Source organism: Luteimonas mephitis DSM 12574 (assembly GCF_000422305.1).
Classification (GTDB): Bacteria; Pseudomonadota; Gammaproteobacteria; order Xanthomonadales; family Xanthomonadaceae; genus Luteimonas; species Luteimonas mephitis.
Window position 1 is genome coordinate 106,657 of the sequence record NZ_KE383817.1, and the last position, 23,830, is coordinate 130,486.

General features: G+C 69.2%; 18 protein-coding genes and 1 tRNA gene. 8 read left to right on the forward strand and 11 right to left on the reverse strand.

The window, feature by feature from the left end:
- Positions 1-60: 60 nt before the first annotated feature.
- On the reverse strand, positions 61-819 hold the full coding sequence (gene rlmB / locus H570_RS0114205; protein ID WP_027081325.1) for a 23S rRNA (guanosine(2251)-2'-O)-methyltransferase RlmB: 759 nt from the start codon (positions 817-819) through the stop codon (positions 61-63).
- A gap of 87 nt (positions 820-906) precedes the next feature.
- Positions 907-3,402: a ribonuclease R gene (gene rnr / locus H570_RS0114210; protein ID WP_027081326.1), complete on the reverse strand. Its 2,496-nt coding sequence runs from the start codon at positions 3,400-3,402 to the stop codon at positions 907-909.
- Between the two features lie 91 nt (positions 3,403-3,493).
- On the opposite strand from rnr, the gene H570_RS0114215 reads away from it, so the two are divergent.
- From H570_RS0114215 to H570_RS0114235, 5 genes are all read left to right on the forward strand, one after another.
- Positions 3,494-3,580, forward strand: a tRNA-Leu gene (locus tag H570_RS0114215).
- Between the two features lie 186 nt (positions 3,581-3,766).
- Complete coding sequence (rnk, locus tag H570_RS0114220) at positions 3,767-4,189, forward strand: nucleoside diphosphate kinase regulator (RefSeq protein WP_027081327.1); 423 nt, start codon at positions 3,767-3,769, stop codon at positions 4,187-4,189.
- Between the two features lie 143 nt (positions 4,190-4,332).
- The gene (parC, locus tag H570_RS0114225) at positions 4,333-6,582 is read left to right on the forward strand and encodes a DNA topoisomerase IV subunit A (protein ID WP_027081328.1); all 2,250 of its coding nucleotides are present in this window, start codon (positions 4,333-4,335) and stop codon (positions 6,580-6,582) included.
- 96 nt (positions 6,583-6,678) lie between these two features.
- Positions 6,679-7,341: a thiopurine S-methyltransferase gene (locus tag H570_RS0114230; protein WP_027081329.1), complete on the forward strand. Its 663-nt coding sequence runs from the start codon at positions 6,679-6,681 to the stop codon at positions 7,339-7,341.
- Between the two features lie 167 nt (positions 7,342-7,508).
- Positions 7,509-9,971, forward strand: a complete 2,463-nt coding sequence (locus H570_RS0114235) for a penicillin acylase family protein (protein WP_027081330.1) — start codon at positions 7,509-7,511, stop codon at positions 9,969-9,971.
- On the opposite strand, the gene asnB is transcribed toward H570_RS0114235, so the two are convergent.
- Complete coding sequence (asnB, locus tag H570_RS17720) at positions 9,955-11,706, reverse strand: asparagine synthase B (protein ID WP_051176443.1); 1,752 nt, start codon at positions 11,704-11,706, stop codon at positions 9,955-9,957. The genes H570_RS0114235 and asnB overlap by 17 nt on opposite strands.
- A 361-nt stretch (positions 11,707-12,067) precedes the next feature.
- Here asnB and H570_RS18365 point away from each other — a divergent pair, with 361 nt between their 5' ends.
- Complete coding sequence (locus H570_RS18365) at positions 12,068-12,688, forward strand: hypothetical protein (RefSeq protein ID WP_051176444.1); 621 nt, start codon at positions 12,068-12,070, stop codon at positions 12,686-12,688.
- 145 nt (positions 12,689-12,833) lie between these two features.
- Here the strand turns inward: H570_RS18365 and dapE are convergent, their stop codons facing one another.
- The 5 genes from dapE to map all read right to left on the reverse strand — a co-directional run bounded on the left by dapE (position 12,834) and on the right by map (position 18,961).
- Positions 12,834-14,018 (reverse strand): succinyl-diaminopimelate desuccinylase, encoded by a 1,185-nt coding sequence (gene dapE, locus H570_RS17730; RefSeq protein WP_051176445.1) that lies wholly within the window; start codon positions 14,016-14,018, stop codon positions 12,834-12,836.
- 58 nt (positions 14,019-14,076) lie between these two features.
- Complete coding sequence (locus H570_RS0114260; RefSeq protein WP_027081331.1) at positions 14,077-14,430, reverse strand: arsenate reductase; 354 nt, start codon at positions 14,428-14,430, stop codon at positions 14,077-14,079.
- Positions 14,431-14,641: 211 nt separating this feature from the next.
- Positions 14,642-15,562, reverse strand: coding sequence for a 2,3,4,5-tetrahydropyridine-2,6-dicarboxylate N-succinyltransferase (dapD, locus tag H570_RS17735; RefSeq protein WP_036136439.1), 921 nt, complete (start codon positions 15,560-15,562; stop codon positions 14,642-14,644).
- Positions 15,559-18,183 carry a [protein-PII] uridylyltransferase gene (gene glnD, locus H570_RS0114270; RefSeq protein WP_027081332.1) on the reverse strand — a complete coding sequence of 875 codons (2,625 nt, stop codon included), beginning with the start codon at positions 18,181-18,183 and terminating at the stop codon, positions 15,559-15,561. Before glnD ends, dapD begins: the two co-directional genes overlap by 4 nt.
- A gap of 1 nt (position 18,184) precedes the next feature.
- The gene (gene map / locus H570_RS0114275; RefSeq protein WP_027081333.1) at positions 18,185-18,961 is read right to left on the reverse strand and encodes a type I methionyl aminopeptidase; all 777 of its coding nucleotides are present in this window, start codon (positions 18,959-18,961) and stop codon (positions 18,185-18,187) included.
- Positions 18,962-19,355: 394 nt separating this feature from the next.
- Between map and rpsB the strand changes: the two genes are divergently transcribed.
- A complete protein-coding gene (gene rpsB, locus H570_RS0114280) occupies positions 19,356-20,219 on the forward strand; it encodes a 30S ribosomal protein S2 (protein WP_027081334.1) in 864 nt (287 codons plus the stop codon).
- Positions 20,220-20,363: 144 nt separating this feature from the next.
- A complete protein-coding gene (gene tsf / locus H570_RS0114285; RefSeq protein WP_027081335.1) occupies positions 20,364-21,236 on the forward strand; it encodes a translation elongation factor Ts in 873 nt (290 codons plus the stop codon).
- 295 nt (positions 21,237-21,531) lie between these two features.
- On the opposite strand, the gene H570_RS0114290 is transcribed toward tsf, so the two are convergent.
- From H570_RS0114290 to H570_RS0114300, 3 genes are all read right to left on the reverse strand, one after another.
- Positions 21,532-22,092: a hypoxanthine-guanine phosphoribosyltransferase gene (locus H570_RS0114290; RefSeq protein ID WP_027081336.1), complete on the reverse strand. Its 561-nt coding sequence runs from the start codon at positions 22,090-22,092 to the stop codon at positions 21,532-21,534.
- Positions 22,089-23,084, reverse strand: a complete 996-nt coding sequence (gene nagZ / locus H570_RS0114295; protein WP_027081337.1) for a beta-N-acetylhexosaminidase — start codon at positions 23,082-23,084, stop codon at positions 22,089-22,091. The genes H570_RS0114290 and nagZ overlap by 4 nt, the downstream gene beginning before the upstream one ends.
- Positions 23,085-23,312: 228 nt before the next feature.
- Positions 23,313-23,798 (reverse strand): CYTH domain-containing protein, encoded by a 486-nt coding sequence (locus tag H570_RS0114300; RefSeq protein ID WP_027081338.1) that lies wholly within the window; start codon positions 23,796-23,798, stop codon positions 23,313-23,315.
- Positions 23,799-23,830: the final 32 nt, after the last annotated feature.

Here is a 23,830-nt window from a genome sequence, read left to right on the forward strand (position 1 = left end):
ACGAACCAGGGCGAGAGCTCGCGGCTTCCGCCGCTCCTACACGGGCTGGGGCGGGGACAATCAACCCAGCCGCTGGCGCACCGCCTCGAACAACGTCACGCCCGCAGCGACCGACACGTTGAGGCTTTCCACGCCCTGCGCGGCGTCACCCGGCATCGGGATGGTCACCAGCTGGTCGCAGTGCTCGCGCGTCAGCCGGCGCAGGCCGTCGGCCTCGCCGCCGAGCACCAGCGCGACGTTGCCGCGCAGGTCGATCGCGTACAGCGACGCGCTTGCGTCGCCGGCCAGTCCGTAGATCCACACGCCCAGCTTCTGCACCTCGCGCAGCGTGCGCGACAGGTTGGTCACGCGCACCACCGGCACGCTGTCCGCCGCGCCGGCCGAAGTCTTGCGCACCGTGGCGTTGACCTGCACCGCCTTGTCCTTCGGGATCACCACCGCCGTTGCGCCCGCGGCTGCCGCGCTGCGCAGGCAGGCGCCCAGGTTGTGCGGGTCCTGCACGCCGTCGAGCACCAGCAGCAGGGCCTTGCCCTGCGCCGCCTCGACCAGCCCCGGCAACGCATCCTCGTCCCAGGTCTTCGCGGCTGCATAGCGCGCCACCGCACCCTGGTGGCGCAGGCCGCCGGCGACGCCGTCGAGTGCGTTCTGGGCGACCCGGCGCACGTCGATGTCCTTGCGCCGCGCGCTGGTCTCGATCTCGGCGATGCGCGGATTCTTCGCGCCGGCCTCGAGCAGCACCTCACGCACGTTGCCGGCATCGTGCTCGACCGCCGCGGCCACGGCGTTGATGCCGGCGATCCACTGGTTTTCCTTGCTCATGTCGTCTTCTGCTGGTCGTAGGAGCGCCCCATGGGCGCGACGGCCTTCCCGGCAAGGCTATCGCGCCCGTGGGGCGCTCCTGCAAGGTCAATAGGGTTTCTTGGTCCGCTTGGCGGGCTGCCCGCGCGGCGACAGCGGCTTCGCGCCACCATCGCCGTCCTCGCGGACCAGCCGGAAGTCGATCTTGCGCTCCTCCAGGCTGGCCTTGAGCACCACGATGCGTACGCGGTCACCCAGGCGGAACTGGCGGCCGGCGCGCTCGCCGGTGAGGGTCTTGCGGATCGGGTCGAAGTGGTAGTAGTCGTTGGGCAGCTGGGTGACGTGCACCAGCCCGTTGACCTTCGATTCGTCCAACTCGACGAACAGACCGAAGCTGGTGACGCCGCTGATCACGCCGTCGAACTCGCTGCCCACGTGCTGTTCCATCCACGCCGCGCGGTAGCGGTCGTCGACTTCGCGCTGGGCCTCGTCGGCGCGGCGCGAGCGCTCCGAGCACTGCAGCGACAGCGCCGCCATGTCGCTGTGCGAATAGCGGTAGCGGTCGGCGTTGCCGCCGGCCAGCGCGTGCTTGATCGCGCGGTGCACGAGCAGGTCGGGGTAGCGGCGGATCGGCGAGGTGAAGTGCGCGTAGGCATCCAGCGCCAGGCCGAAGTGGCCGATGTTTTCCGGCGCGTACACCGCCAGGCTCTGGCTGCGCAGCACCACCGATTCGAGCAGGGCGGCGTCGGGGCGGTCGCGGATGGTTTCCAGCAGCTTGCGGAAATCCATCGGCCGCACCTTGGCCCACGGCGGCATGCGCAGCTGGAACTCCTTGAGGAATTCGAGCAGGTCGGCGTACTTGGCTTCCGGCGGCTTGTCGTGGTCGCGGTACGGCGCCGGTACACCGGTGCCGAGCAGGTACTTCGCCGCCTGGACGTTGGCGGCGATCATGCATTCCTCGATCAGCCTGTGCGCGTCGTTGCGCTGGATCATCCCGGCCTGGGTCACCTCGCCCTGCGGCCCGAGCACGAAGCGCACCTCGGAGGTCTCGAAATCGATCGCGCCGCGCTGGCGGCGGGCCTTGTCGAGCACGCGATACAGCTGGTGCAGGCGCTCGACCTGCGGCAGCTGCGCGCCGACGAAGGCGCGTGCCTGCGCGCGGTCTTCCTCTGGCACGCCGTCGCCGACCGCGTTCCAGACCTGGGTGTAGGTCAGGCGCTGGTGGGAATTCATCACCGCCTCGTAGAACTTCGACTCCGCCACCTGGCCATTGCGGTCCACCTGCATGTCGCAGACGAAGCACAGCCGGTCGACCTTCGGCTTCAGCGAACAGATGCCGTTGGACAGCGTCTCGGGCAGCATCGGCACCACGTAGCCGGGAAAGTACACCGACGTGGCACGCTTTTGCGCCTCGTCGTCCAGCGGCGTGCCGGGGCGCACGTAATGCGACACGTCGGCGATCGCGACCACAAGGCGGAAGCCATTGCGATTGGGTTCGCAGTACACCGCGTCGTCGAAATCCTTGGCGTCCTCGCCGTCGATGGTCACCAGCGGCAGCGCGCGCAGGTCGACGCGCGCGGCCGCGTCGGCGGCCTCGACATCCACGGGCACCGCAGCGGCCTGCGACAGCACTTCCGGCGGGAATTCGTGCGGGATCTCGTGGCCGTGGATCGCGGCCTCCACCGCCAGCGACGCGGTCAGCCTGTCGCCCAGCACCGCCAGCACGCGGCCGATCGGCGGGCGGTGCGAGGTCGGCGGCTGCACGATCTCGCAGACCACCAGCTGGCCGGGATTCGCATCGAGCCGCGCGTCGGACGGAACCTGGATGTTGCGCTGCACGCGGGCATCGTCCGGGACCACGAAGCTGATCCCCGACTCCATCTCGAAGCGGCCGATCAGGCGGTTCAGGCGCCGCTCCAGCACCTCGACGATCGCGCCTTCGCGGCGGCCGCGCCGGTCCATGCCGGTGACCGAGGCCAGCACGCGGTCGCCATGCATCACCTTTCGCATCTCGAACGGCGGCAGGAACAGGTCGTCGCCCACACCCGAGTCCGGGCGCAGGAAACCAAAGCCGTCGGGGTTGGCGATCACCGTGCCCGGCACCAGGTCGAGCCGCTCGGCCGGCACGTAACCGCCGCGACGGTTCTGCAGGATCTGGCCGTCGCGCACCATCGCCGCCAGTCGTTTGCCCAGCGCATCGAAGCGCTCGGGCTCGGTCAGTTGCAGGCGCTCGGCCAGGGACTGCGCCGACTGCGGGCCGTCGGCGTCGACCAGCAGCTGCAGGATCGCCTCGCGGCTGGCAATCGGGTTCTCGTAGCGACCGGCTTCGCGCTCGGCGTGCGGGTCATGGACACCGCCGCGACCGCCGGCCGGTCGCGCTGCGCCGGCATGCGCCGCGCCCGCTTCCGGCTTGCCGCGCCGCGCGGGCTTCGAGTCCGCGGGGCTTCGGGGTCCGGGCGCCACGTCCGGCATCCAGCCCGGCAGCTTCCTGCCTCCCGCGGCCTTGCCGGCGGGTTTCGAACCATCGCGTTTCGCCGCCGGCTTGCCATTTCCGGCACCGGTCTTGCCGCGGACACCGCCGCGCTTGCTGGGAGTTTTCGCCATCGCGTGGATGTTACACGGCCGCCTCGCAAGACTCCGTGCCGGAAACGTTGACAAGGCCAGCCTTGCACCGCAACATACGCGGCCTGCACCCGCCCGGGTGGCGGAATTGGTAGACGCACTAGCTTCAGGTGCTAGCGGGGGCAACTCCGTGGAGGTTCGAGTCCTCTCCCGGGCACCAGGTTGTAGAAAACCCCCGCTTGCGGGGGTTTTTCGCGTCCGCGCCCCGCGAGCCGGCTGGTTCCGCGGGGCATGGCTCGACGCGCCCGCTTGATGCCCGCCGGCTTCGGGGCTAACGTCGAAACATCACACCTGACCCGCGGGCGACGCGCTCAGCGCGCCGCCCCCTTCCGCTTTGGAGTCCGTCATGGCAACACCCCAATCCGCGCGTCCGTCGATCGTCATGTCGCGCCTGGACTACGACCGCATCGAGGCCCTGATCGAGAGCGCCAGCGATCGCGGCATCGACACCAGCGCCCTCGAAGCCGAGATCTCCAGCGCCGACGTGGTCGAACCGGCGCAGATGCCGGGCGACGTGATCAGCATGAACTCCACCGCCCGCTTCCTCGACGAGAACAGCGGCGAAGAGCGCGAGCTGACCCTGGTCTACCCGCGCGATGCCACCGGCGAGCCCGGCCGTGTTTCGATCCTCGCCCCGGTCGGCAGCGCCCTGCTCGGCCTGCGCGTGGGCCAGAGCATCGACTGGCCGATGCCCGGCAACCGGCACATCAACCTGCGCGTGCTGTCGATCAAGTACCAGCCCGAGGCGGCCGGCGAACTGCATCGCTGAAGCCGCGCTCCCGCTCCCGGCTGCCAAGAACCCCCGCCAGCCGGGGGTTTTGTTTTTTGCACGGGGCAAGCGCCGGGCCATCCGGACTTGGACGCGGCCGGTAGAATTGCCGGATCGCTTCCGATCCAGGCCTCCATTCCGCAATGACCGACTCCGTCGTCCGCCCCACCTTCCACGGTTTCGAGCAGATCCCGCTGCGCGAGTACGCCGAGCGCGCCTACCTCGACTACTCGATGTACGTGGTGCTCGACCGCGCCCTGCCCTTCATCGGCGACGGACTCAAGCCGGTGCAGCGGCGGATCATCTACGCGATGAGCGAGCTGGGGCTGGCGGCCGGGGCCAAGCCGAAGAAGTCCGCGCGCACCGTGGGCGACGTGATCGGCAAGTACCACCCGCACGGCGATTCGGCCTGCTACGAGGCGATGGTGCTGATGGCGCAGCCGTTCTCGTACCGCTACCCGCTGATCGACGGGCAGGGCAACTTCGGCTCGCAGGACGACCCCAAGTCGTTCGCGGCGATGCGCTACACCGAGTCCAAGCTCACCCCGATCGCCGAGGTGCTGCTGGGCGAACTGGGCCAAGGCACGGTCGACTGGACGCCGAACTTCGACGGCACCCTGGAAGAGCCCGCCTGGATGCCGGCGCGCCTGCCGCACCTGCTGCTCAACGGCACCACCGGCATCGCCGTGGGCATGGCCACCGACGTGCCGCCGCACAACCTGAATGAAATCGTCAGCGCCTGCGTGCGCCTGCTCGACGACCCCGACGCCACGGTGCGCGACCTGTGCGAGCACGTGCGCGGCCCCGACTACCCGACCACCGCCGAAATCATCACCGCCGCCACCGACCTGCAGGCGATGTACGAGACCGGCACCGGCAGCATCCGCGCGCGCGCCACGTTCGCCAGGGAAGCGGCGAACATCGTCATCACCGCCCTGCCCTACCAGGTGTCGCCATCGAAGGTGATCGAGCAGATCGCCGCGCAGATGCGCGCCAAGAAACTGCCGTGGCTGGAAGACATCCGCGACGAGTCCGACCACGCCAACGCCGTGCGCGTGGTGCTGATCCCGCGCAGCAACCGGGTCGACGCCGAACAGCTGATGGGCCATCTGTTCGCCACCACGGATCTCGAGAAGAGCTACCGGGTCAACCTCAACATCATCGGCCTGGACGGCCGCCCGCAGGTCAAGAACCTCAAGGCGATCCTCGCCGAATGGCTGACGTTCCGCGCCGACACCGTCACCCGGCGCCTCAACCACCGGCTGGAGAAGGTCGAGCGCCGCCTGCACCTGCTCGAAGGCCTGCTGGTCGCGTTCCTCAACCTCGACGAGGTGATCCGCATCATCCGCAGCGAGGACGAACCCAAGCCGGCATTGATCGCGCGCTTCGACCTGTCCGACGACCAGGCCGAATACATCCTCGAAACCAAGCTCAAGCAGTTGGCGCGGCTGGAGGAAATGAAGATCCGCGGCGAGCAGGACGAACTGGACAGCGAACGCGACCGCCTGATCGCCACCCTCGGCTCGAAGGCGAAGCTGCGCAAACTGATCAAGGACGAACTGCTCGCCGACGCGAAGAAGTTCGGCGACGCCCGCCGCTCGCCGCTGGTCGCGCGCGAAGCCGCGCAGGCGCTGGCCGAAACCGAACTGGTCGCCAGCGAACCGATGACCATCGTGCTCAGCGAAAAGGGCTGGGTGCGCGCGGCCAAGGGCCACGACGTCGACGCGGCGGCGCTGTCGTACCGCGACGGCGACGGCCTGCTCGGCGCGGTGCGCGGACGCAGCACACAGCAGGTCGCGTTCCTCGATTCCAGCGGGCGCAGCTACTCGACCCTCGCGCACACGCTGCCCTCGGCACGCGGCAACGGCGAGCCGCTGACCGGGCGCTTCTCGCCGGCCGCGGGCGCATCGTTCCAGGCGCTGGCAACCGCCGACAGCGACACCCGCTTCGTGCTCGCCTCGTCGCACGGCTACGGCTTCGTCACCCGCTTCGAGAACCTCACCGGGCGGCAGAAGGCAGGCAAGGCGATGCTCTCGCTCAGTGCCGGCGCGCACGTGGTGGCGCCGGCGCAGGTTGCCGACACCGCCGCCGACCGCATCGTCGCGGTGACCAGCGCCGGCCACCTGCTGGCATTCCCCGTCGCCGAACTGCCGGAACTCGACAAGGGCAAGGGCAACAAGATCATCGAGATCCCCAAGGCCAAGCGCGGCACCGAGCACGTCGTGGCCATCGCCGTGGTCTCGCCTGGCAGCACGCTGTCGGTGAAATCCGGCGCGCGCACGATGACGCTGTCGTTCAAGGACCTGGATCCATACATGGGCGCGCGCGCCAGTCGCGGCGGGCTGCTGCCGCGCGGCTGGCAGAAGGTGGAGGCACTGCATGTCGAACGTTAGCCCGCAGCAGTCGCAGCGCACGGCGGCACGGCCTCCGTGGACGCGGCCTGTGCCTGGCACCGGGCGGCGGAGAGCCGAACTGCCGGCGCTGGCCTGATGGACGCCGCATTCTGGCAACAGCGGTGGAAAGAAGGCCGCACCGGCTTCCACCGCGACCGCGTGATGCCGCTGCTGGAGCAACACTGGCCGTCACTCGGGCTTGCCGCAGGCAGCCGCGTGTTCGTGCCGCTGTGCGGCAAGTCGCTGGACATGGCGTGGCTGGCCGCGCGCGGGCACCGCGTGCTGGGCGTGGAGCTGTCGGGGATCGCCGTCGAACAGTTCTTCGGCGAGAACGGACTTGCGCCGCAGATCCACGAGTCGCCGCTGGGCACCCATTTCATCGCCGGCGCGATCGAGATCATCTGCGGCGATGCGTTCACGCTGGATGCGGCGACGCTGGCCGGCTGCGCAGCTGTCTATGATCGCGCCGCGCTGATCGCCCTGCCGCGGCAGATGCGCGAAAGCTACGTGCGCGAATTGCACGCCCGCCTGCCTGCTGGCTGCCGCGAACTCCTAATCACGCTCGAGTATCCGCCGGACGAGAAGGACGGCCCGCCGTTTTCCGTCGATGCGGGCGAGGTGCATCGGCTGTACGACCGCGACTGGCAGGTCGAATGCATCGAGCGCCGCGACATCCTCGCTGCCGAGCCCGGATTCGCTGCGGAGGGCGTCACGGCATTGCATACTGCGGTCTGGCAGCTGGAAAAGCGGGCTTCATAGGAACGACTCCAGCCGCGAGCTTTTCGTGGGACGGAACGACCCGCCGTTCGCTGTCGGGAACGGGGGTTGATGATTCGAAGTGGCCTTCGGTGCCCGGCGAGCCTCTGGCCTGCCTCCGAGTGCTCGCGGCTGAAGCCGCTCCTACAGGGAATTGACAGGGGAGTTGCATGGCACGCTGGCTCAAACGCATCGCCTTGCTGGTTGTCGCGCTGCTGGCGTTCGCCCTGTTCGCGGGCTGGCTGCTGTTGCGCGCCAGCCTGCCGAAGCTCGATGGCAACAGCGCCCTGCCCGGCCTGTCGGCGGCCGTGACCGTCCAGCGCGACCACCTCGGCGTGGCCACCATCGACGCGGGGAGCGAAGCCGACGCCATGCGCGCGCTGGGCTACGTGCACGCACAGGAGCGCTACTTCGAAATGGACCTGATGCGGCGCACCGCCGCGGGCGAGCTGTCCGCGCTGTTCGGACCGGACGCGCTGGATTTCGACAAGCGGCACCGTGTCCATCGCATGCGCACGCGCGCGATGGAATACATCGGCGGCATTGCCGGTGACCAGGCATCGTCGCTGCGCGCCTACACCGAAGGCGTCAATGCCGGCCTGGTGGCGCTGCAGGCGCGCCCCTGGCCGTACCTGCTGCTGCGGCGATCGCCGGAGCCGTGGCGCATGGAAGACTCGGTGCTGGCCGGCCATGCGATGTACTTCGACCTGCAGGATGCCGATGGCAGCCGCGAGCTCGGGCTGTGGAAGCTGCGCCAGCACCTGCCGCCTGCGCTGTATGCCCTGCTGGCCCATGACGGCACGCGCTGGGACGCGCCGCTGGAAGGCGGCGCCGTTGGCGAAGCCGCGCTGCCCGGACCCGCGCAGGTGGATCTTCGCAAGCTGCCGATGCCGAGCCGGCACGAAGCGGGTCATGCGCGTACCGCTGCCCTCACGCCGGCATCCGCTCCCGTTTCATGGCAGCAAGGCATCGGTGGGCCGCCGGTGGCGGCGGACCTGTATCGGGGCAGCAACAGCTTCGCCGTTTCCGGAATGGTGACGCGCGACGGCCGCGCCATCATCGCCAACGACATGCACCTGGGCCTGCGCGCACCCGGGATCTGGTTCCGCGCCCGCCTGCGCTACCCGGACCTGCGCGCGCCGGGCGGCAAGGTCGACGTGCAGGGCTTCACCCTGCCCGGGCTGCCGGCGGTCGTGGTGGGCAGCAACGGCCACGTGGCGTGGGGATTCACCAACAGCTATGTCGACACCACCGACTGGAAGCGCGTCATTCCCTGCGCACGCGGGCACGAAGCGGCGACGCCCTGCACACCGGTTACCACCCATCGCGAGTCGATCGAGGTCGCGGGCATGGCCGCCGCCACGCTCATCGTCGAGGACACAGCCTGGGGCCCGATCCTCGAACGCGAGCCGGACGGAAGCGCGCTCGCCCTGCGCTGGACCGCGCACCTGCCCGGCGCGCTCAACCTCGGGCTGTCCGACGTGGCGCGCGCCGGCAACCTCGCCGCTGCGCTGCGCGCCGCCGACAGCGCGGCGATCCCGACCCAGAACATGCTGATCGCCGACAGCAGCGGGCACATCGCCTGGCGCTTGCTCGGCCCGCTGCCGGAACGCACCGGCACCTGCTCGGCGCAACGACTGGTCGAGGGTGCGGATGCACCGACCGAACCGGCCACGACGCAGGCGACCGGCGAATGCCGCCCATGGCGCATCACCACGGCGGCTTCGCCCCTGCTCGCCAATCCCGCTCACAACCGGCTGTGGACGGCCAATGCCCGCGTCATCGGCGACGGCGACCTGCTGCGCATCGGCGACGGCGGCTACGACCTCGGTGCCCGCGCCGCGCAGGTCCGCGACGACCTGTTCGCCAGGCAGCGCTTCAGCGAACGCAACCTGCTGGCGATCCAGCTCGACGACCGCGCGCTGTTCCTGCAGCGCTGGTGGCAACTGCTGCGTGACGAAGCCGGGCGCTCGAATTTGCCGGCACTGTCCGCACTGGCCGCTGCATCGACACGCCAACCCGACCGCGCACGCGCCGATTCAGTCAGTTATCGCATCGTCCGCGACTGGCGGCTTGCCGTGATCGCGCGCGTCGAGGACGGGCTGGCCGCACCGGCGCTGGCCGCACTGGCCGACGGGTTCGAGATGCCTAAGCTGGCGCAGATCGAGGGCGTGGCGTGGCCGTTGCTGCAGCAGCGGCCCGCGCACCTGCTGCCGCGCAGGTTCGCGAGCTGGGATGCGCTGCTGGAGGACGCGGCGCGCGAAGTGCATGGAAGCCTGTCTGCGGCCGGCCCGCTTGCCGAACGCACCTGGGGCGAGCGCAACACCGCGCACATCTGCCATCCGCTGGCATCGGCAATCCCGGTATTCGGCCAGCGCCTGCTGTGCATGCCGCCCGACCGGCTCGACGGCGACGGCAACATGCCGCGCGTCACCGCGCCCGCATTCGGCGCCTCCGAACGCATGGTGGTCGCGCCCGGCCACGAGGCCGACGGCATCATCCACATGCCCGGCGGCCAGAGCGGCCATCCGCTGTCACCGTTCTGGGGGGCGGGCCACGAGGACTGGGTGCACGGGCGGCCGACGCCGTTCCTGCCGGGCAAGACCGAGCACAGCCTCACCCTGAAGCCGTAGGTCGAGGCTGCGCACCACAGGCGTCCTCGTCGCATGCTCCCGCTTGCAGCGCTGCGTGGTGCACGCCTGCCACCGCGCGCCCGGACGGATCGGCGGCATTCGCAAATGCCGCATCCCAGGCAATCGCCGCGGGCGAGGAACATGCGATTGATTTCCCGCCTGGCACCGTCCGTGCACAGGCGTCGCCGGGGAAAGCGTCCTCGAACACACTGCGATACCAGTACGCCTCCTTCGTCCGCGGCGGATGGATCGGAAAGCGTTGCGCAGCAGCGGCCAGCTCGGCGTCGCCGACCTGCGCTTCCGCATGCGCCCTGAGCCCGTCGATCCAGCCGTAGCCGACGCCATCGCTGAACTGCTCCTTCTGTCGCCACAGGATTTCGTCGGGCAGCTCGCCGGCGAACGCCTCTCGCAGCACCGCCTTCTCGATCCGCCGGGTACCGTCGGCGCGTGTCGACACCATCTTGTGGCGCGCGTCCATGCGCATCGCCACGTCGAGGAACTCGACATCCAGGAAAGGCACCCTCGCCTCCACGCCCCAGGCCATCATCGACTTGTTCGCACGCAGGCAGTCGTACTGGTGCAGCGCGTCGAGCTTGCGCACCGTTTCCTCGTGGAACGCACGCGCGTCGGGCGCCTTGTGGAAGTACAGGTAGCCGCCGAAGATCTCGTCGCTGCCCTCGCCCGACAGCACCATCTTCACGCCCATCGCCTTGATCCGGCGCGCCAGCAGGAACATCGGCGTGGACGCGCGCACCGTGGTGACATCGAAGCTTTCGACATGGCGGATCACGTCCGGCAGCGCGTCGATGCCTTCCTCGATCGTGTAGGTGAAACCGTGGTGCACGGTGCCCAGCGCATCGGCGGCCACCTGGGCCGCGGCCAGGTCGGGAGAGCCTGCCAGGCCGATCGCGAACGAATGCAGCCGCGGCCACCAGGCTTCCGAGCCATCGTCGTCCTCGATGCGCTTGCGCGCGAAACGCGCGGCGCAGGCAGCGACCAGCGACGAGTCCAGCCCGCCCGACAGCAGCACGCCGTAGGGCACGTCGCTCATCAGCTGGCGATGCACGGCGCGCTCGAAAGCCTCGCGCAGCTCCCGTGGCGACACGTTCACGCCGAGCGTCGCGTCGTGCTCGCGCCAGGGCCTGCGGTAGTAGCGGTGCAACTGCCCGGTTTCGCTGTCATACCAGTGGCCGGGCGGAAACTGCGCCACGTCGTCGCACACCCGCACCAGCGCTTTCATTTCCGAAGCCACCCAAAGCCGGCCGTCACCATCGTGGCCCCAGTACAGCGGACATACGCCGATCGGGTCGCGCGCGATCACCGCGCGCCCGCGCGCTTCGTCCCACAGCGCGAACGCGAAAATGCCGTTGAGCCTGTCCAGCCACGCGCCTGGATCGGCGCCCTGCGCGTACAGAGCGTTGATCACCTCGCAGTCGGAGCCACTCTGGAAAACGTAATCGCCGGGAAGCGACTGCTCCAGCTCGCGGTGGTTGTAGATCTCGCCGTTGACCGCGAGTACCAGCGTGCCGTCGGCGGAGCGGATGGGCTGCGCGCCACCTGCCGGATCCACGATGGCCAGGCGCTCGTGCACCAGCAGCGCGCGGCGACTGGCGTGAACGCCGCTCCAGTCGGGACCACGATGGCGCTGGCGCGCCGAGAGCGACAGCGCGAGCGGACGCAGCGGCAGCAGGTCGGCACCGGGCCGCAGGTCGAATGCAGCGAGGATGGAACACATGGACGACTCCTTGTGCCGGTGACAGCCGGCGATGGGAGCGCCCTGCGCGGAAACGAAAAACCCGCGCCGGGCGCGGGTTTCGGGATGACTGGCTGGAGGTGTTGCTAGTGGCCTGCCCGGTCGCCCGCCCGCGGATTGCGCGCGCGATTGTTCGAACCGCGATTGTTGCGGTTGAAGGCGTTGCGGGCGGCGGCGGGACGGCGGAGCATGGTGCAGAAACTAGCCACCATCGGCCACGAGGTCAAGCCTCGCGCGGCACTTGGCACCAACCTGAACCCGTTATCGGGCTGCTCGCCGAAATCATTACCGGTTCAGCAGCGGCCTCCACACTGGCTGCCATCCAGCCAAGGGAGCGAACGACATGATCAGGAACCACGGATTGCACGCACTTGCACTGGCGCTCGGCCTCGGCATCGGGCTTGCGAGCATTTCCTCGCCTGCGCAGACCGTTGGCTACAACGTGCGCACTGGCGACCTCTGGGTCGATACGCGCCTGGGCGAGATCGACGACTACGGCAGGCGCCATCGCGGCCCCTTCCTCGACGAGATGGCCGGCTACTACGGCGCGCCGCGCCCGCTGCTGCTCGAACTGCTCGATGAGCGTGGCTGGGCGCCCGCCGATGTCTACTACGCCTGCGCCATCGCGCGCGCACTGGGCATTCCCTGCATCGACGTTGTCCACGAGTACGACCGCCACCCTGGCCAGGGCTGGGGTGCGGTGGCCAAGCGCATGGGCATCAAGCCCGGGTCCGCGGCGTTCCATGCCCTCAAGCGCGGGCAGGTGGACACATACGGCCACTGGGGCGAGACGATCGTGATTGACCGGCCGGTACGCGTCGACTGGTCGCGCCCGGATGCCGGCCACGGCCATGGCGGCAACGGCCACGGCAACAAGGGCAAGGGCAACAAGGGCAAGGGCAACAGTGGCAACGGCAAGGGCGGCAAGGGACAGGGCAAGAGCAAGGGCCACGGCAAGCCCTGACCGGCTGGCGTGCCGGGTCCAACGGCCACCGCGTGACCGGGTGGCCGTTGTCGTGTCCGCAGAGCGCCGGGCAACCACATCCGCAAGCCAGGCCGCGGATCAAGCCGACGGATGCGAGGCGAACGCCGCCTTGCATCCGTTTGCCTTATCCGGGATTCGCCCCGTGTGAGCGGTTCTCGGGGATCGCGCCCACAAGGTGTCCCTGCAGAAGCAGGCGTTCAATCAGCGCCAGGTACAGCGCCGGCAGCGCTTCGAGATCGGCCACGCGCACGTGCTCGTCAACCTTGTGGATGCTGGCGTTGACCGGGCCGATCTCGATGCATTGCGCGCCCAGCGGCGCGATGAAGCGGGCATCGGAGGTGCCGCCGCCGGTGCTTTCCTCCGGCGCGGTGCCGGCAAAGGCCGCCAACACGTCGCGCGCCGCACTGCGCAGCGGGCCTTCGGGGGTGAAGAACGGTTCGCCGCTGCGATGCCACGACAGCGCGAAGTCGAGGCCGTGGCGTTCGAACAGCGCCTCGATTTCCGCCTCCAGCCGCGGCGCCGTCCAGTGCGGGTTGTAGCGCAGGTTGAACAGCACCTCCATGCTGCCCGGAATGACGTTGTTGGCGCCGGTTCCGGCATGGATGTCGCTGACCTGCAGGCTGGTGGGCGGAAACGTCTCGTAGCCGCCGTCCCACGACTTCGCGGCCAGCTCGGCCAAGGCGGGCAACGCATGGTGGATCGGGTTGCGCGCCTTCTCCGGATACGCCACGTGGCCCTGCACGCCGCGCACCGTGAGCGTCGCGGAGAGCGAACCGCGGCGACCCACGCGCAGCAGGTCGCCCAGCTTCGCCTGCGATGACGGCTCGCCGGTGATGCACCAGTCGATGCGCTGCCCGCGCTCGCGGAACAGCTGCGCGACGCGGCGCACGCCATCGATGGCCGCGCCCTCTTCATCCGACGTCAGCAGCAGCGCGACCGTGCCGGGGTGGCCGGGATGCGCGGCCACGAAACGTTCCAGCGCCACCACGAACGCGGCGACGCCGCTTTTCATGTCCGCCGCGCCGCGGCCGTACAGCACGCCATCGCGCACTTCGGGCATGAACGGATCGCTGCTCCAGGCTTCGACGGGCCCGGGCGGCACCACGTCGGTGTGGCCCAGCAGCACCAGTACCGGACCGCCCCTGCCGTGCGTCGCCCACAGGTTGTCGACTTCGCCAAAGCGCAGGTGCTCGCAGGAAAAACCCGCCTTGCCGAGGCGATCGGCGATCAGCGCCTGGCAACCGGCGTCCTCAGGGGTGACGGATGGACGGGCAATCAGGTCTTTGGCGAGTTGCAGGACTTCGGTCATGGTTCGAGGAGGTTCACGGGAGGCATGGCGTCATCTTTTTCCGCGCGCGCGCAAGAAATCAAACGCCGAAGCGCTTCTTGAAGCCGTTGTCGCTGAAGCCTTGTGTCAACACGCCGTCGTCGGTGACCACCACCGGGCGACGGATCAGCTGCGGGTACTCGCGCAGCAGAAGCTTCCATTCCGCATCCGAAGCCGCGCCCTTGCGGTTGTCCGGCAACTGCCGCCAGGTGGTCGATGACTTGTTGATCAGCGTTTCGAAGCCGCCGGCCTGTCGCGCCCACTCCACCAGCGTCCCGGGTGCGGGCTTGTGCTCGCGATAATCGACGAAGGCGTGGGCAATGCCAAAGCGGTCGAGCCACTTGCGCGCCTTCCTGCAGGTATCGCAGTTGTTCAATCCGTAGATCGTGGTCATGGGCTTGATGATGCCTCGTTGCGGGCCCGGTCGGCGCGGACGATCAAGTCCCCGGCCACGTTGTTGCGGGCCAATGGGTTGGGCTGGATGCCGGATTCCGGCGTGAAGACGACCTCGCTTCCGAACCTGCCGGGCTTGCGCACGGGAAGAAGGCCTGCCTGGATGAGATCAGCTGCATGCCATTCCACGTTTCCTGCCGGGCCGCACGGGATCAATCCGCCAGTCCGCGCAGCAGTTCGTTGATCGAAGTCTTGGCCCGCGTCCTGGCATCGACCTGCTTGACGATCACCGCGCAGTACAGCGAATGCGAGCCGTCCTTCGCCGGCAGCGAACCCGACACCACCACGCTGCCCGGCGGCACCACGCCGTAGCTGATCTCGCCGGTGGCGCGATTGTAGATGCGCGTCGACTGGCCGATGAACACGCCCATGCCGATCACGCTGTGGTGGCCGACGATCACGCCTTCCACCACTTCCGAACGCGCGCCGATGAAGCAGTGGTCCTCGATGATCGTCGGCGCCGCCTGCAGCGGTTCCAGCACGCCGCCGACGCCCGCCCCTCCGGAGATGTGGCAATGCTTGCCGACCTGCGCGCACGAACCCACCGTGGCCCAGGTGTCGACCATCGTCCCGGCGCCGATGTGCGCGCCGATGTTGACGAACGACGGCATCAGCACCACGTCCCTGCCGATGTAGCTGCCGCAGCGCGCGATCACGCCCGGCAGCACGCGCGCGCCAAGCTTGCGAAACTTCGCCTCGTCGAAATCCTCGAAGCGCAGCGGGATCTTGTCCCAGAACGGGGCCGGGTAGGATTCGCCCAGCTCCATGTCCTGGACGCGGAAATACAGCAGCACGGCCTTCTTCAGCCACTCGTTGACCGTCCAGCCGCCGTGGCCGTCGGGTTCGGCGACGCGGAACTCGCCGCTCTCCAGGCCCTCGATCACCCGTTCCACCGCCGGCCGCGTCGAGCCTTCCATCTCCTCCGGCGTCAGCATCGAGCGCCGCTCCCACGCGCTGTCGACCATGAACTTGAGTTCGTCGTTGGGCGAGTGCTTTGGCGCTGCTTTCTTCGCCACCGGCCTCGCAACCTTCTTGGCGGTCTTCTTGCTTGCGGCCTTCTTGGGCGGACTCATGGCGTTGCTTCTCCATCGATGCGCGACAGCAGCGCGTCGCGCAGTGCGGCGCGGCTGTCGGGGTTCAGTGCGGTGTTGTCAGGTTCGCTGATGCGGAACACGTCTTCGGCACGCTCGCCGAACGTGGCGATGCGTGCATCCAGCACCCGCAGGTGGCGGGCGCGCAGCACGTGCGCGATATCGGCCAGCAAGCCGGGGCGGTCGGTGCAGACCAGGCTGAGCACGGTCTGGTCACCTTCGGCGCCGTCGTCGAACTGGATGCGCGGGGCGATGCGGAAATGCCGCAGGTGGCGCGGCTGGGCCCGGCGCGCCGGGTGGATGTTTTCGAGCGGGCCGGACAGCGCCGCGGCCAGGCGGCGCTCGATGTCGGTGACCGATGGCGGCTGGCGGGTGTCGCCGGGCAGGACCTGGAAGCTGTCGAAGATCGTCGCGCCGGGGCCGTCGAGCGCGCGCGCCTGCTGGATTTCGAGACCGAGCCGGTCGAGGCTGATCACGATCGCGGCGAACAGGCCGTCGCGGTCTGGCGAATGCACGAACACTTCCATCGCATGGTCGCCGGCGGCCAGCGAACGCACCGCCACCACCACCTGCCCCGGCGCGCTGTCGCGCAGCGCCAGCGCCTGCCAGGCGATCTGGTCGGGCCGCGCGCGCAGAAAGCTGTACTCGGGGAACCGCAGGAACAGCGTGCTGGCCTCGTCGTCGTCGATGCCGCGCGCTGACAGCAAACCGCGCACCGCGGCACGCGTCTCGGCGATGTGCTCGATCGCCGCCACCGGATGCTCCAGGCCCTGCCGCAGCGCCAGCCGCGTGGACGTGCGCAGGTCGGCAAGCAGGCGATCCTTCCATGCGTTCCACAGCTTCGGCGAAGTACCCGCGATGTCGGCGCAGGTCAGCAGGTACAGGTAGTCCAGCCGCTCCCGATCGGCGACCTGGGTGGCGAAGCGATGGATCACCGCGGGATCGGAAATGTCCTGCTTCTGCGCGGTGATCGACATCAGCAGGTGCTTGCGCACCAGCCAGGCCACCAGCGCGGTGTCGCTGCCCGACAGCGCGTGCGCGGCGCAGAACAGCTGCGCATCCTCGGCGCCGACTTCGGAGTGATCGCCGCCGCGGCCCTTGGCGATGTCGTGGAACAGTCCGGCCAGCAGCAGCAGCTCGGGCTTGCGCAGCGTCGGCCACACTTCATGCGCCATCGAGAAGCGCTCGTCGGGGGTTTCACTGCCGAACGCGGCGAGGTTGCGCAGCACCGCCAGCGTGTGCTGGTCGACGGTGTAGACGTGGAACAGGTCGAACTGCATGCGCCCGGAGACCTGGGCGAACGCCGGAATCCAGCGGCCCAGCACGCCCAGCCGCGCCATGCGCTCGAGCGTCGGCACCGGCCGCTCGCCGCGCAGCAGGCCCATGAAGCGGTCGCGCAGCGCCGGGGCCGCCGCGGTGTACGCCGGCACCACGTCCAGCGCCTCTGCCAGCCCGCGTGCGGTCTGCGAATGCAGGCCGCGCGCATCGGGTTGCGACGCCCAGGTGGCGAACAGTTCGAACACCTGCGCGGCATCGCCGTGCGGCCAATCCGGGTCGCGCGCGGCCAGGTAGCCGCGGCGCAGTTCGAAGCGCGCATCGATCGGCTCGGGCACGGCGGTGCCGTCGAAATGCTCCTCGAAGCGCTGCAGCAGGCGATCGTTGATCCGGCGCACGATCGCAGCGGAACGATAGAAGCCCTGCATCATCTGCTCGACGCCCAGGTTGCGGGCGTCGTCGGCGTATCCCAGGTGCGCGGCGAGGGTTTTCTGGTAATCGAAGCGCAGCCGCTCCTCGCTGCGCCCTGCCACCAGGTGCAGGCCGAAACGCAGGCGGCCGAGCGCTTCGCGCTCGCGCTCGAGCGCCGCGGCCTCGTCGGCGCCGACGTGGCCCAGCCCCACCAGCGCATCGAGTTCGCGCACGCCGAAGCTGCGCAGCGCCATCCAGCCCAGCGTGTGCAGGTCGCGCAATCCGCCGGGGCCGTCCTTGAGATTGGGCTCCAGGTTGTCCGAGGTGTCGCCGAAGCGTGCGTGTCGCTGGCGCTGCTCCTGCGCCTTGGCGAGGAAGTAATCGCGCGCCGGCCAGACCTTGCCCGGCGCGATCGACGCCTCCAGCGCGCTGCGGTCGGCGATATCGGCGACCAGGGGTCGCGCCTCGAGCAGCGCGGTCAGCACCGTCGGGTCGGCCGCTGCGTGCGTGCACTGCGCCGGCGAGCGCACCGCGTGGCTGGCCTGCAGGCCGATGTCCCACAGCAGCGCGAAGAAACAAGCGAGCGCCTCGACGTTGGCCTGCTGCCCGGCCTCGTCCGCCAGCACCAGCAGATCGATGTCCGAATGCGGGAACAACTCGCCGCGACCGTATCCGCCGACCGCGAACAGCGCCAGCTTCGCCTCGCCCGGAATGCAGCGCGACCAGGCGTCCCGGATCAGTCCGTCGACGGTTCGCGCGCGCGACGCGACCAGGCGGTCGACGCTCTCGCCGCGGTCGAAGCGCGCCGCCAGCTCGGCGTCGGCCTGCGCGAGGGTGTCGCGGGCAAGCTGCAGCCAGGCCGCCTCGTCGTTCGCGCCTGCAGGGGCCGCCGCGTCGGTGGGAGCGGCGTGGCTCACGTCACTGCCCGGCGTCGTCGCCCGGCCCCAACGTGAGCACGTCCACGCCGGTGTCGGTCACGGCGATCATGTGCTCCCACTGCGCCGACAGCTTGCGATCCTTGGTGACCACGGTCCAGCCGTCCGGCAGCACGCGGGTATGGCGCGTGCCTTCGTTGATCATCGGTTCGATCGTGAAGGTCATGCCCGGCTGCAGCACCAGCCCGTCGCCGGGGCGGCCGTAGTGCAGCACCTGCGGCTCGTCGTGGTAGACCTTGCCGATGCCGTGGCCGCAGTACTCGCGCACCACCGAGAAGCGCTCGCCTTCGGCGTACTGCTGGATCGCGTGGCCGACGTCGCCCAGCGTGGCGCCCGGCTTCACCGCGCGGATGCCGCGCCACATCGCCTCGAACGTCGTGTCCACCAGCCGCCGCGCCATCACCGAGGGCGTGCCGGCGAAGTACATGCGGCTCGTGTCGCCGTGCCAGCCGTCCTTGATGACGGTGACATCGATGTTCACGATGTCGCCGTCCTTGAGCACCTTCGATTCGCTCGGGATGCCGTGGCAGATGACGTTGTTGACCGAGATGCAGGTCGCCTTGGGATAGCCCCTGTAACCGACGTTGGCCGGAGTCGCCTGCTGCACGTTGACGATGTGTTCGTGGCAGATGCGGTCCAGCTCCTCGGTGGTCACGCCCGGCTTCACGTGCGGGGCGACCATCTGCAGGACCTCGGCGGCCAGCCGGCCGGCCTCGCGCATCTTCTCGATCTCGGCGGGGGTTTTCAGGTGGATGCTCATGCCGCGATTATCGCCGATTGCGGCTCCCGGCTGCCGCGTGGGCGCCTCTACCCTGGTTCCCGGCCCGTTCGAGGCGTGGACGGCCATGCCGCCCCCCGCCTTGCGCGCTCACGGAAGGGCGCTGGTTTACGCAGGCCCCTGTTCCGGCTACAATTCCGCGGTTCCCCGGAGCCATTCCGGGAGATCGCCCACGACGGGCGTCACCGTCGAATCCACACCCGCTGCAAACACCCGTGCCGGGGTGCCTGTCTTCCAGCCGATGGAAGCCGGGTTCGGACACGGAGGCAGCGGGGAGGCCCAACCCCGGAACCTTTCGCCGAGCTGCCCTTGCGGGCCGTGAACGCGAGCCGCCCCACCCATCCGGCGGCCGGTTCCCCATCAGGAGTCACCAGCAATGCCCCAGATCACCATGCGCCAGATGCTGGAAGCCGGCGTCCACTTCGGCCACCAGACCCGCTACTGGAACCCCAAGATGTCGCCGTACATCTTCGGCGCCCGCGGCAAGATCCACATCATCAACCTCGAAAAGACCATGCCGCTGTTCGGCGATGCGATGAACTTCATCTCCGGCATCGCCCAGAAGCGCGGCATGATCCTGTTCGTCGGCACCAAGCGCAGCGCGCGCGACGCGATCAAGGAAGAAGCCGAGCGTTGCGGCATGCCGTACATGACCCAGCGCTGGCTGGGCGGCACGCTGACCAACTTCCGCACCGTCAAGCAGTCGGTGTCGCGCCTGAAGACGCTGGAAGCCGGCGAAACCGACGGCAGCTTCGACAAGCTGGTCAAGCACGAAGTGCTGGGCCTGCGCCGCGAGCGCGAAAAGCTGCTGGCCTCGCTCGGCGGCATCAAGGAAATGAACCGCCTGCCCGACGCGCTGTTCGTCATCGACATCGGCCATGAAGACATCGCCATCAAGGAAGCCAAGAAGCTCGGTATCCCGGTGATCGCCGTGGTCGACACCAACTACGACCCGGCCCTGGTCGACTACCCGATCCCGGGCAACGACGACGCCATCCGCGCCGTGCAGCTGTATGCCGCCGCCGCCGCCGACGCGGTGCTGGAAGGCAAGGCCGCCGCGCCGAACGTCGCCAGCGTGCGCGAGGAAGAGTTCGCCGAAGCCGATGGCGACAAGCCCGCCCGCCGCGCGCCGGCGAAGAAGGCCCCGGCCAAGCGCGCCTCGGCCAAGGACGACGGCGCTGCCGAAGCGCCGGCCGCTGCCGAAGCCCCGGCTGCAGACGCCACCCCGGCCGCCGAGTAATCCGGCGGTCATGCAGCCGCGCCAAGGTGCGCGGCTGCCCTCCCCCGCAGGAGCGCCCCATGGGCGCGACCAGGCTTGCCCGCGAAGGGCATCGCGTCCATGGGGCGCTCCTGCGACACCCGTTTATCTTCAGAGGTTTTACCCATGGCTGAAATCACCGCATCCCTGGTCAAGGAACTGCGCGAGCGCACCGGCGCCGGCATGATGGAGTGCAAGAAGGCGCTCACCGAAAGCAACGGCGACGTCGATGCCGCGGCCGAAGCGCTGCGCAAGTCCGGCCTGGCCAAGGCCGACAAGAAGGCCGGCCGCGTTGCCGCCGAAGGCCGCGTCGCGATGGCACAGGAAGCCGGCAAGGCGGTCCTGGTCGAGATCAACTCCGAGACGGACTTCGTCGCCAAGGACACCAACTTCGTCGCCTTCACCGAAGCCGTCGCCGATGCAGCGCTGGGCGCCGCCGACATCGACGCGCTGAAGTCCGCCAGCATCAACGGCAAGACCGTCGAGGAAACCCGCGCCGAGCTGATCGCCAAGGTCGGCGAGAACGTGCAGGTGCGCCGCATGGCCCGCATCGACAGCGCCAACAACGTCGCCGCTTACGTGCACGGCGGCCGCATCGGCGTGCTGGTCGAGGTCAAGGGCGGCGACGCCGAACTGGCCCGCGGCCTGGCGATGCACGTCGCGGCGATGAACCCGCCGCACGTCAAGGCGTCCGACGTCCCGGCCGACTTCGTCGCCAAGGAAAAGGAAATCGAACTGGCCAAGATGTCCGAGAAGGACCGCGCCAAGCCGGCCGAGATCCTGGAAAAGATCATCGGCGGCAAGATCGCCAAGATCGTCAACGAGGTCACGCTTTACGGCCAGGACTACGTGCTCGACACCAACCAGAAGGTCGAGGCCGTGCTCAAGGCCGCCGGCGCCGAAGTGGTCGGCTTCCAGCGCCTGGCCGTTGGCGAGGGCATCGAGAAGGTGGTCGAGGACTACGCCGCCGAAGTGATGAAGCAGGCCGGCCTGGCGTAATCGCCGCCGCGCATGCTGCAGTGGAAAAGGCCGCGATATCGCGGCCTTTTCTTTGATTCTTCTCCCGACTGGGCTGAAGGCCCGCATCCGCGAATAGCTGGGCGCCGGGTACGAATGCCCTTGGGGGGCAAATGTCCCCCGGCGTCGGCCTGCGGCCAACGCCTCCTCCTTTATTTTGCCCCGAAGGACATTCGCACCCGCGCTGCGACAGCTCGGCCCGGGCCAGGAAGCCCGCTGACGCTCACCAGTTACCTCGGACGGGAGAAGAGCCTTTTCTTCCACCCCGCCGAAGCGGTCACTCCGCCAGTGCGTAGATCGCCGGCAGGTTGCGGCCCTGTTCGTGGAAATCCATGCCGTAGCCGAACACGTAGCGGTCCGGGACCTCGACCCCGATGTAGTCGGCGCTGGCGCCATCGACGCAGCGGTCGTGCACCTTCACCGCCAGCACCGCCACGCGCACCTCGGCCGCGCCCTGGTCCTCGCACCAGCGTCCCACGGCCTTCAACGTGTGCCCCTCGTCGAGGATGTCGTCGACCAGCAGCACGCGCCGGCCCGACATCGGCGTGGCCGGGCGATGCAGCCATGCCAGTCCCGACCCCGAGGTGTTGCCGCGGTAGCGGGTGGCGTGCAGGTAGTCGAACTCGACGTCGAGCCCGCGCTCGCCGAGCGCGAACGCCAGCTGCGCGGCGAACGGCATGCCGCCGTGCATGATGGTGACGAACAGCGGCGGCGGCTCGGCGTCGGTGTAGTCGCCGCGGATCGCGTCGGCCATCCGACCGATCGCGGCCTCCAGCGTCGCGCGGTCGTGGATGACGTCGGCGTCGCCGAGCACGTCGGCCAGCCGCGGCGTACTCATGCAATGCTCCCGAAACGCGACTGCGACTGCGAATAGCGCGCATCCGCCAGCAATCCATCCCAGCCCAGCGCACCGCGGCCGATCAGCCCGGCCAGCGCCATGGTGTTCAGCTTCCGGCCCTGCACCGCGGCCAGCGATTCGTCCACCAGCTCCGGATGGCAGACCAGCACCACGTCGCAACCGGCATCCAGGTGCGCATCGACGCGCGCCTTCACGCCGCCCGCGGAAAACGCCGCGGCCATGCCGATGTCGTCGGAAAACACCACGCCGCGGAAGCCCATGCCGGCGCGCAGGATGTCCCCGATCCAGGTCCGCGAATACCCGGCCGGTTCCGGCGCCACCTGCGGATAGGTGATGTGGGCGAGCATCACCGCGTCCGCGCCTGCCTCGATACCGGCGGCGAAGGGGATCAGGTCGGCCGCCCGCATCTCGTCGAGCGTGCGGTTGTCGGTGGCGTTGTCGAAGTGGGTGTCCTCGCGCACCGTGCCGTGGCCGGGAAAGTGCTTGATCGTGGCCGCCATGCCCGCGGCGTGCATGCCGCGGATGTAGGCGCGGGTGAACTCGGCGACCACATGCGGGTCGTCCGAGAACGCGCGATCGCCGATGGCGAGGTTGCCGCGCCCAAGGTCCACCACCGGCGCGAAGCTCAGGTCGATGCCGCTGGCGCGCACCTCGCTGGCCATCACCCAGGCATGTTCCTGCGCGCTTTCGAGTGCTGCGGCAGGATCGGCGGCGTACTGCTTCCCGAACGTCTCCAGCGGCGGCAGCGCGCTGTAGCCCTCGCGGAAGCGCTGCACGCGCCCGCCTTCCTGGTCGACGCAGAGCAGCTGCGGCCGCGGCGCGGCTTCGCGGATCGCGGCGGACAGCTCCGCCACCTGCGTCTTCGAGGAGAAGTTGCGCTGGAACAGGATCACGCCGGCGCAGGCATCGTGCTGCAGCCAGTCGCGTTCCCGGGCATTGAGTTCGGTGCCGGCGATGCCGATCACGAGCATGTGGGGTGGACCTCGAACGATGACGAACGGCATTGTCGCGCAGTCCGCGTGACGGGTGTAGGGCGGAGTTGGGCCCGCCGCCTGGCGAGGAAGCCACCCTCCGGCAGCACGGGTTTCAAGCCTCGATCCGTCATCGCAACGGACGCTTGCCCCTCGCACGTCACGCCCGGACTCCCGCATGCCTTGGCGAAGGCCGCGGAGCCGGGGCAAACCCGGCCGTCCCGGCGGTCACCAGCGCGCGAACGGGTGCGAGGCAAGCGCGAGGTTGTAGTAGCGGATCTCATCGGTGACTTCCGCGCCCAGCCACGACGGATGCTCGAAGCGCTCGTCGGCGGCCCCGAGTTCGATCTCGGCCACCACGAGGCCGGCGTTCTCGCCGAGGAATTCATCCACCTCCCACAGGTGCCCGGCATGCCGGACGTGGTGCCGGCGCTTCTCGACGATGCCACCCACGCACAGCGCCAGCAGCGCGCGTCCGTCGGCTACCGGGATCGGGTAGTCGAACTCCTGGCGGGTGTGGCCGGCCTCGCGCGACTTCAGGTTCAGGAACGCTTCGTCGCCGGCGATGCGGACCCGCACCGACGCGCGCGGCGCACCGCTGTCCATCGCCGCCTGGTCGTTGATGTAACCCTGCGCCATCGGCACGACCCTGTGCGCATGCGTGCGCCAGGAGTCGTTGGTGACGAGAAACTTGCGTTCGATTTCGATAGGCATGGGGCGGCCGGGAGTCGGGAGTCGGGAGTCGG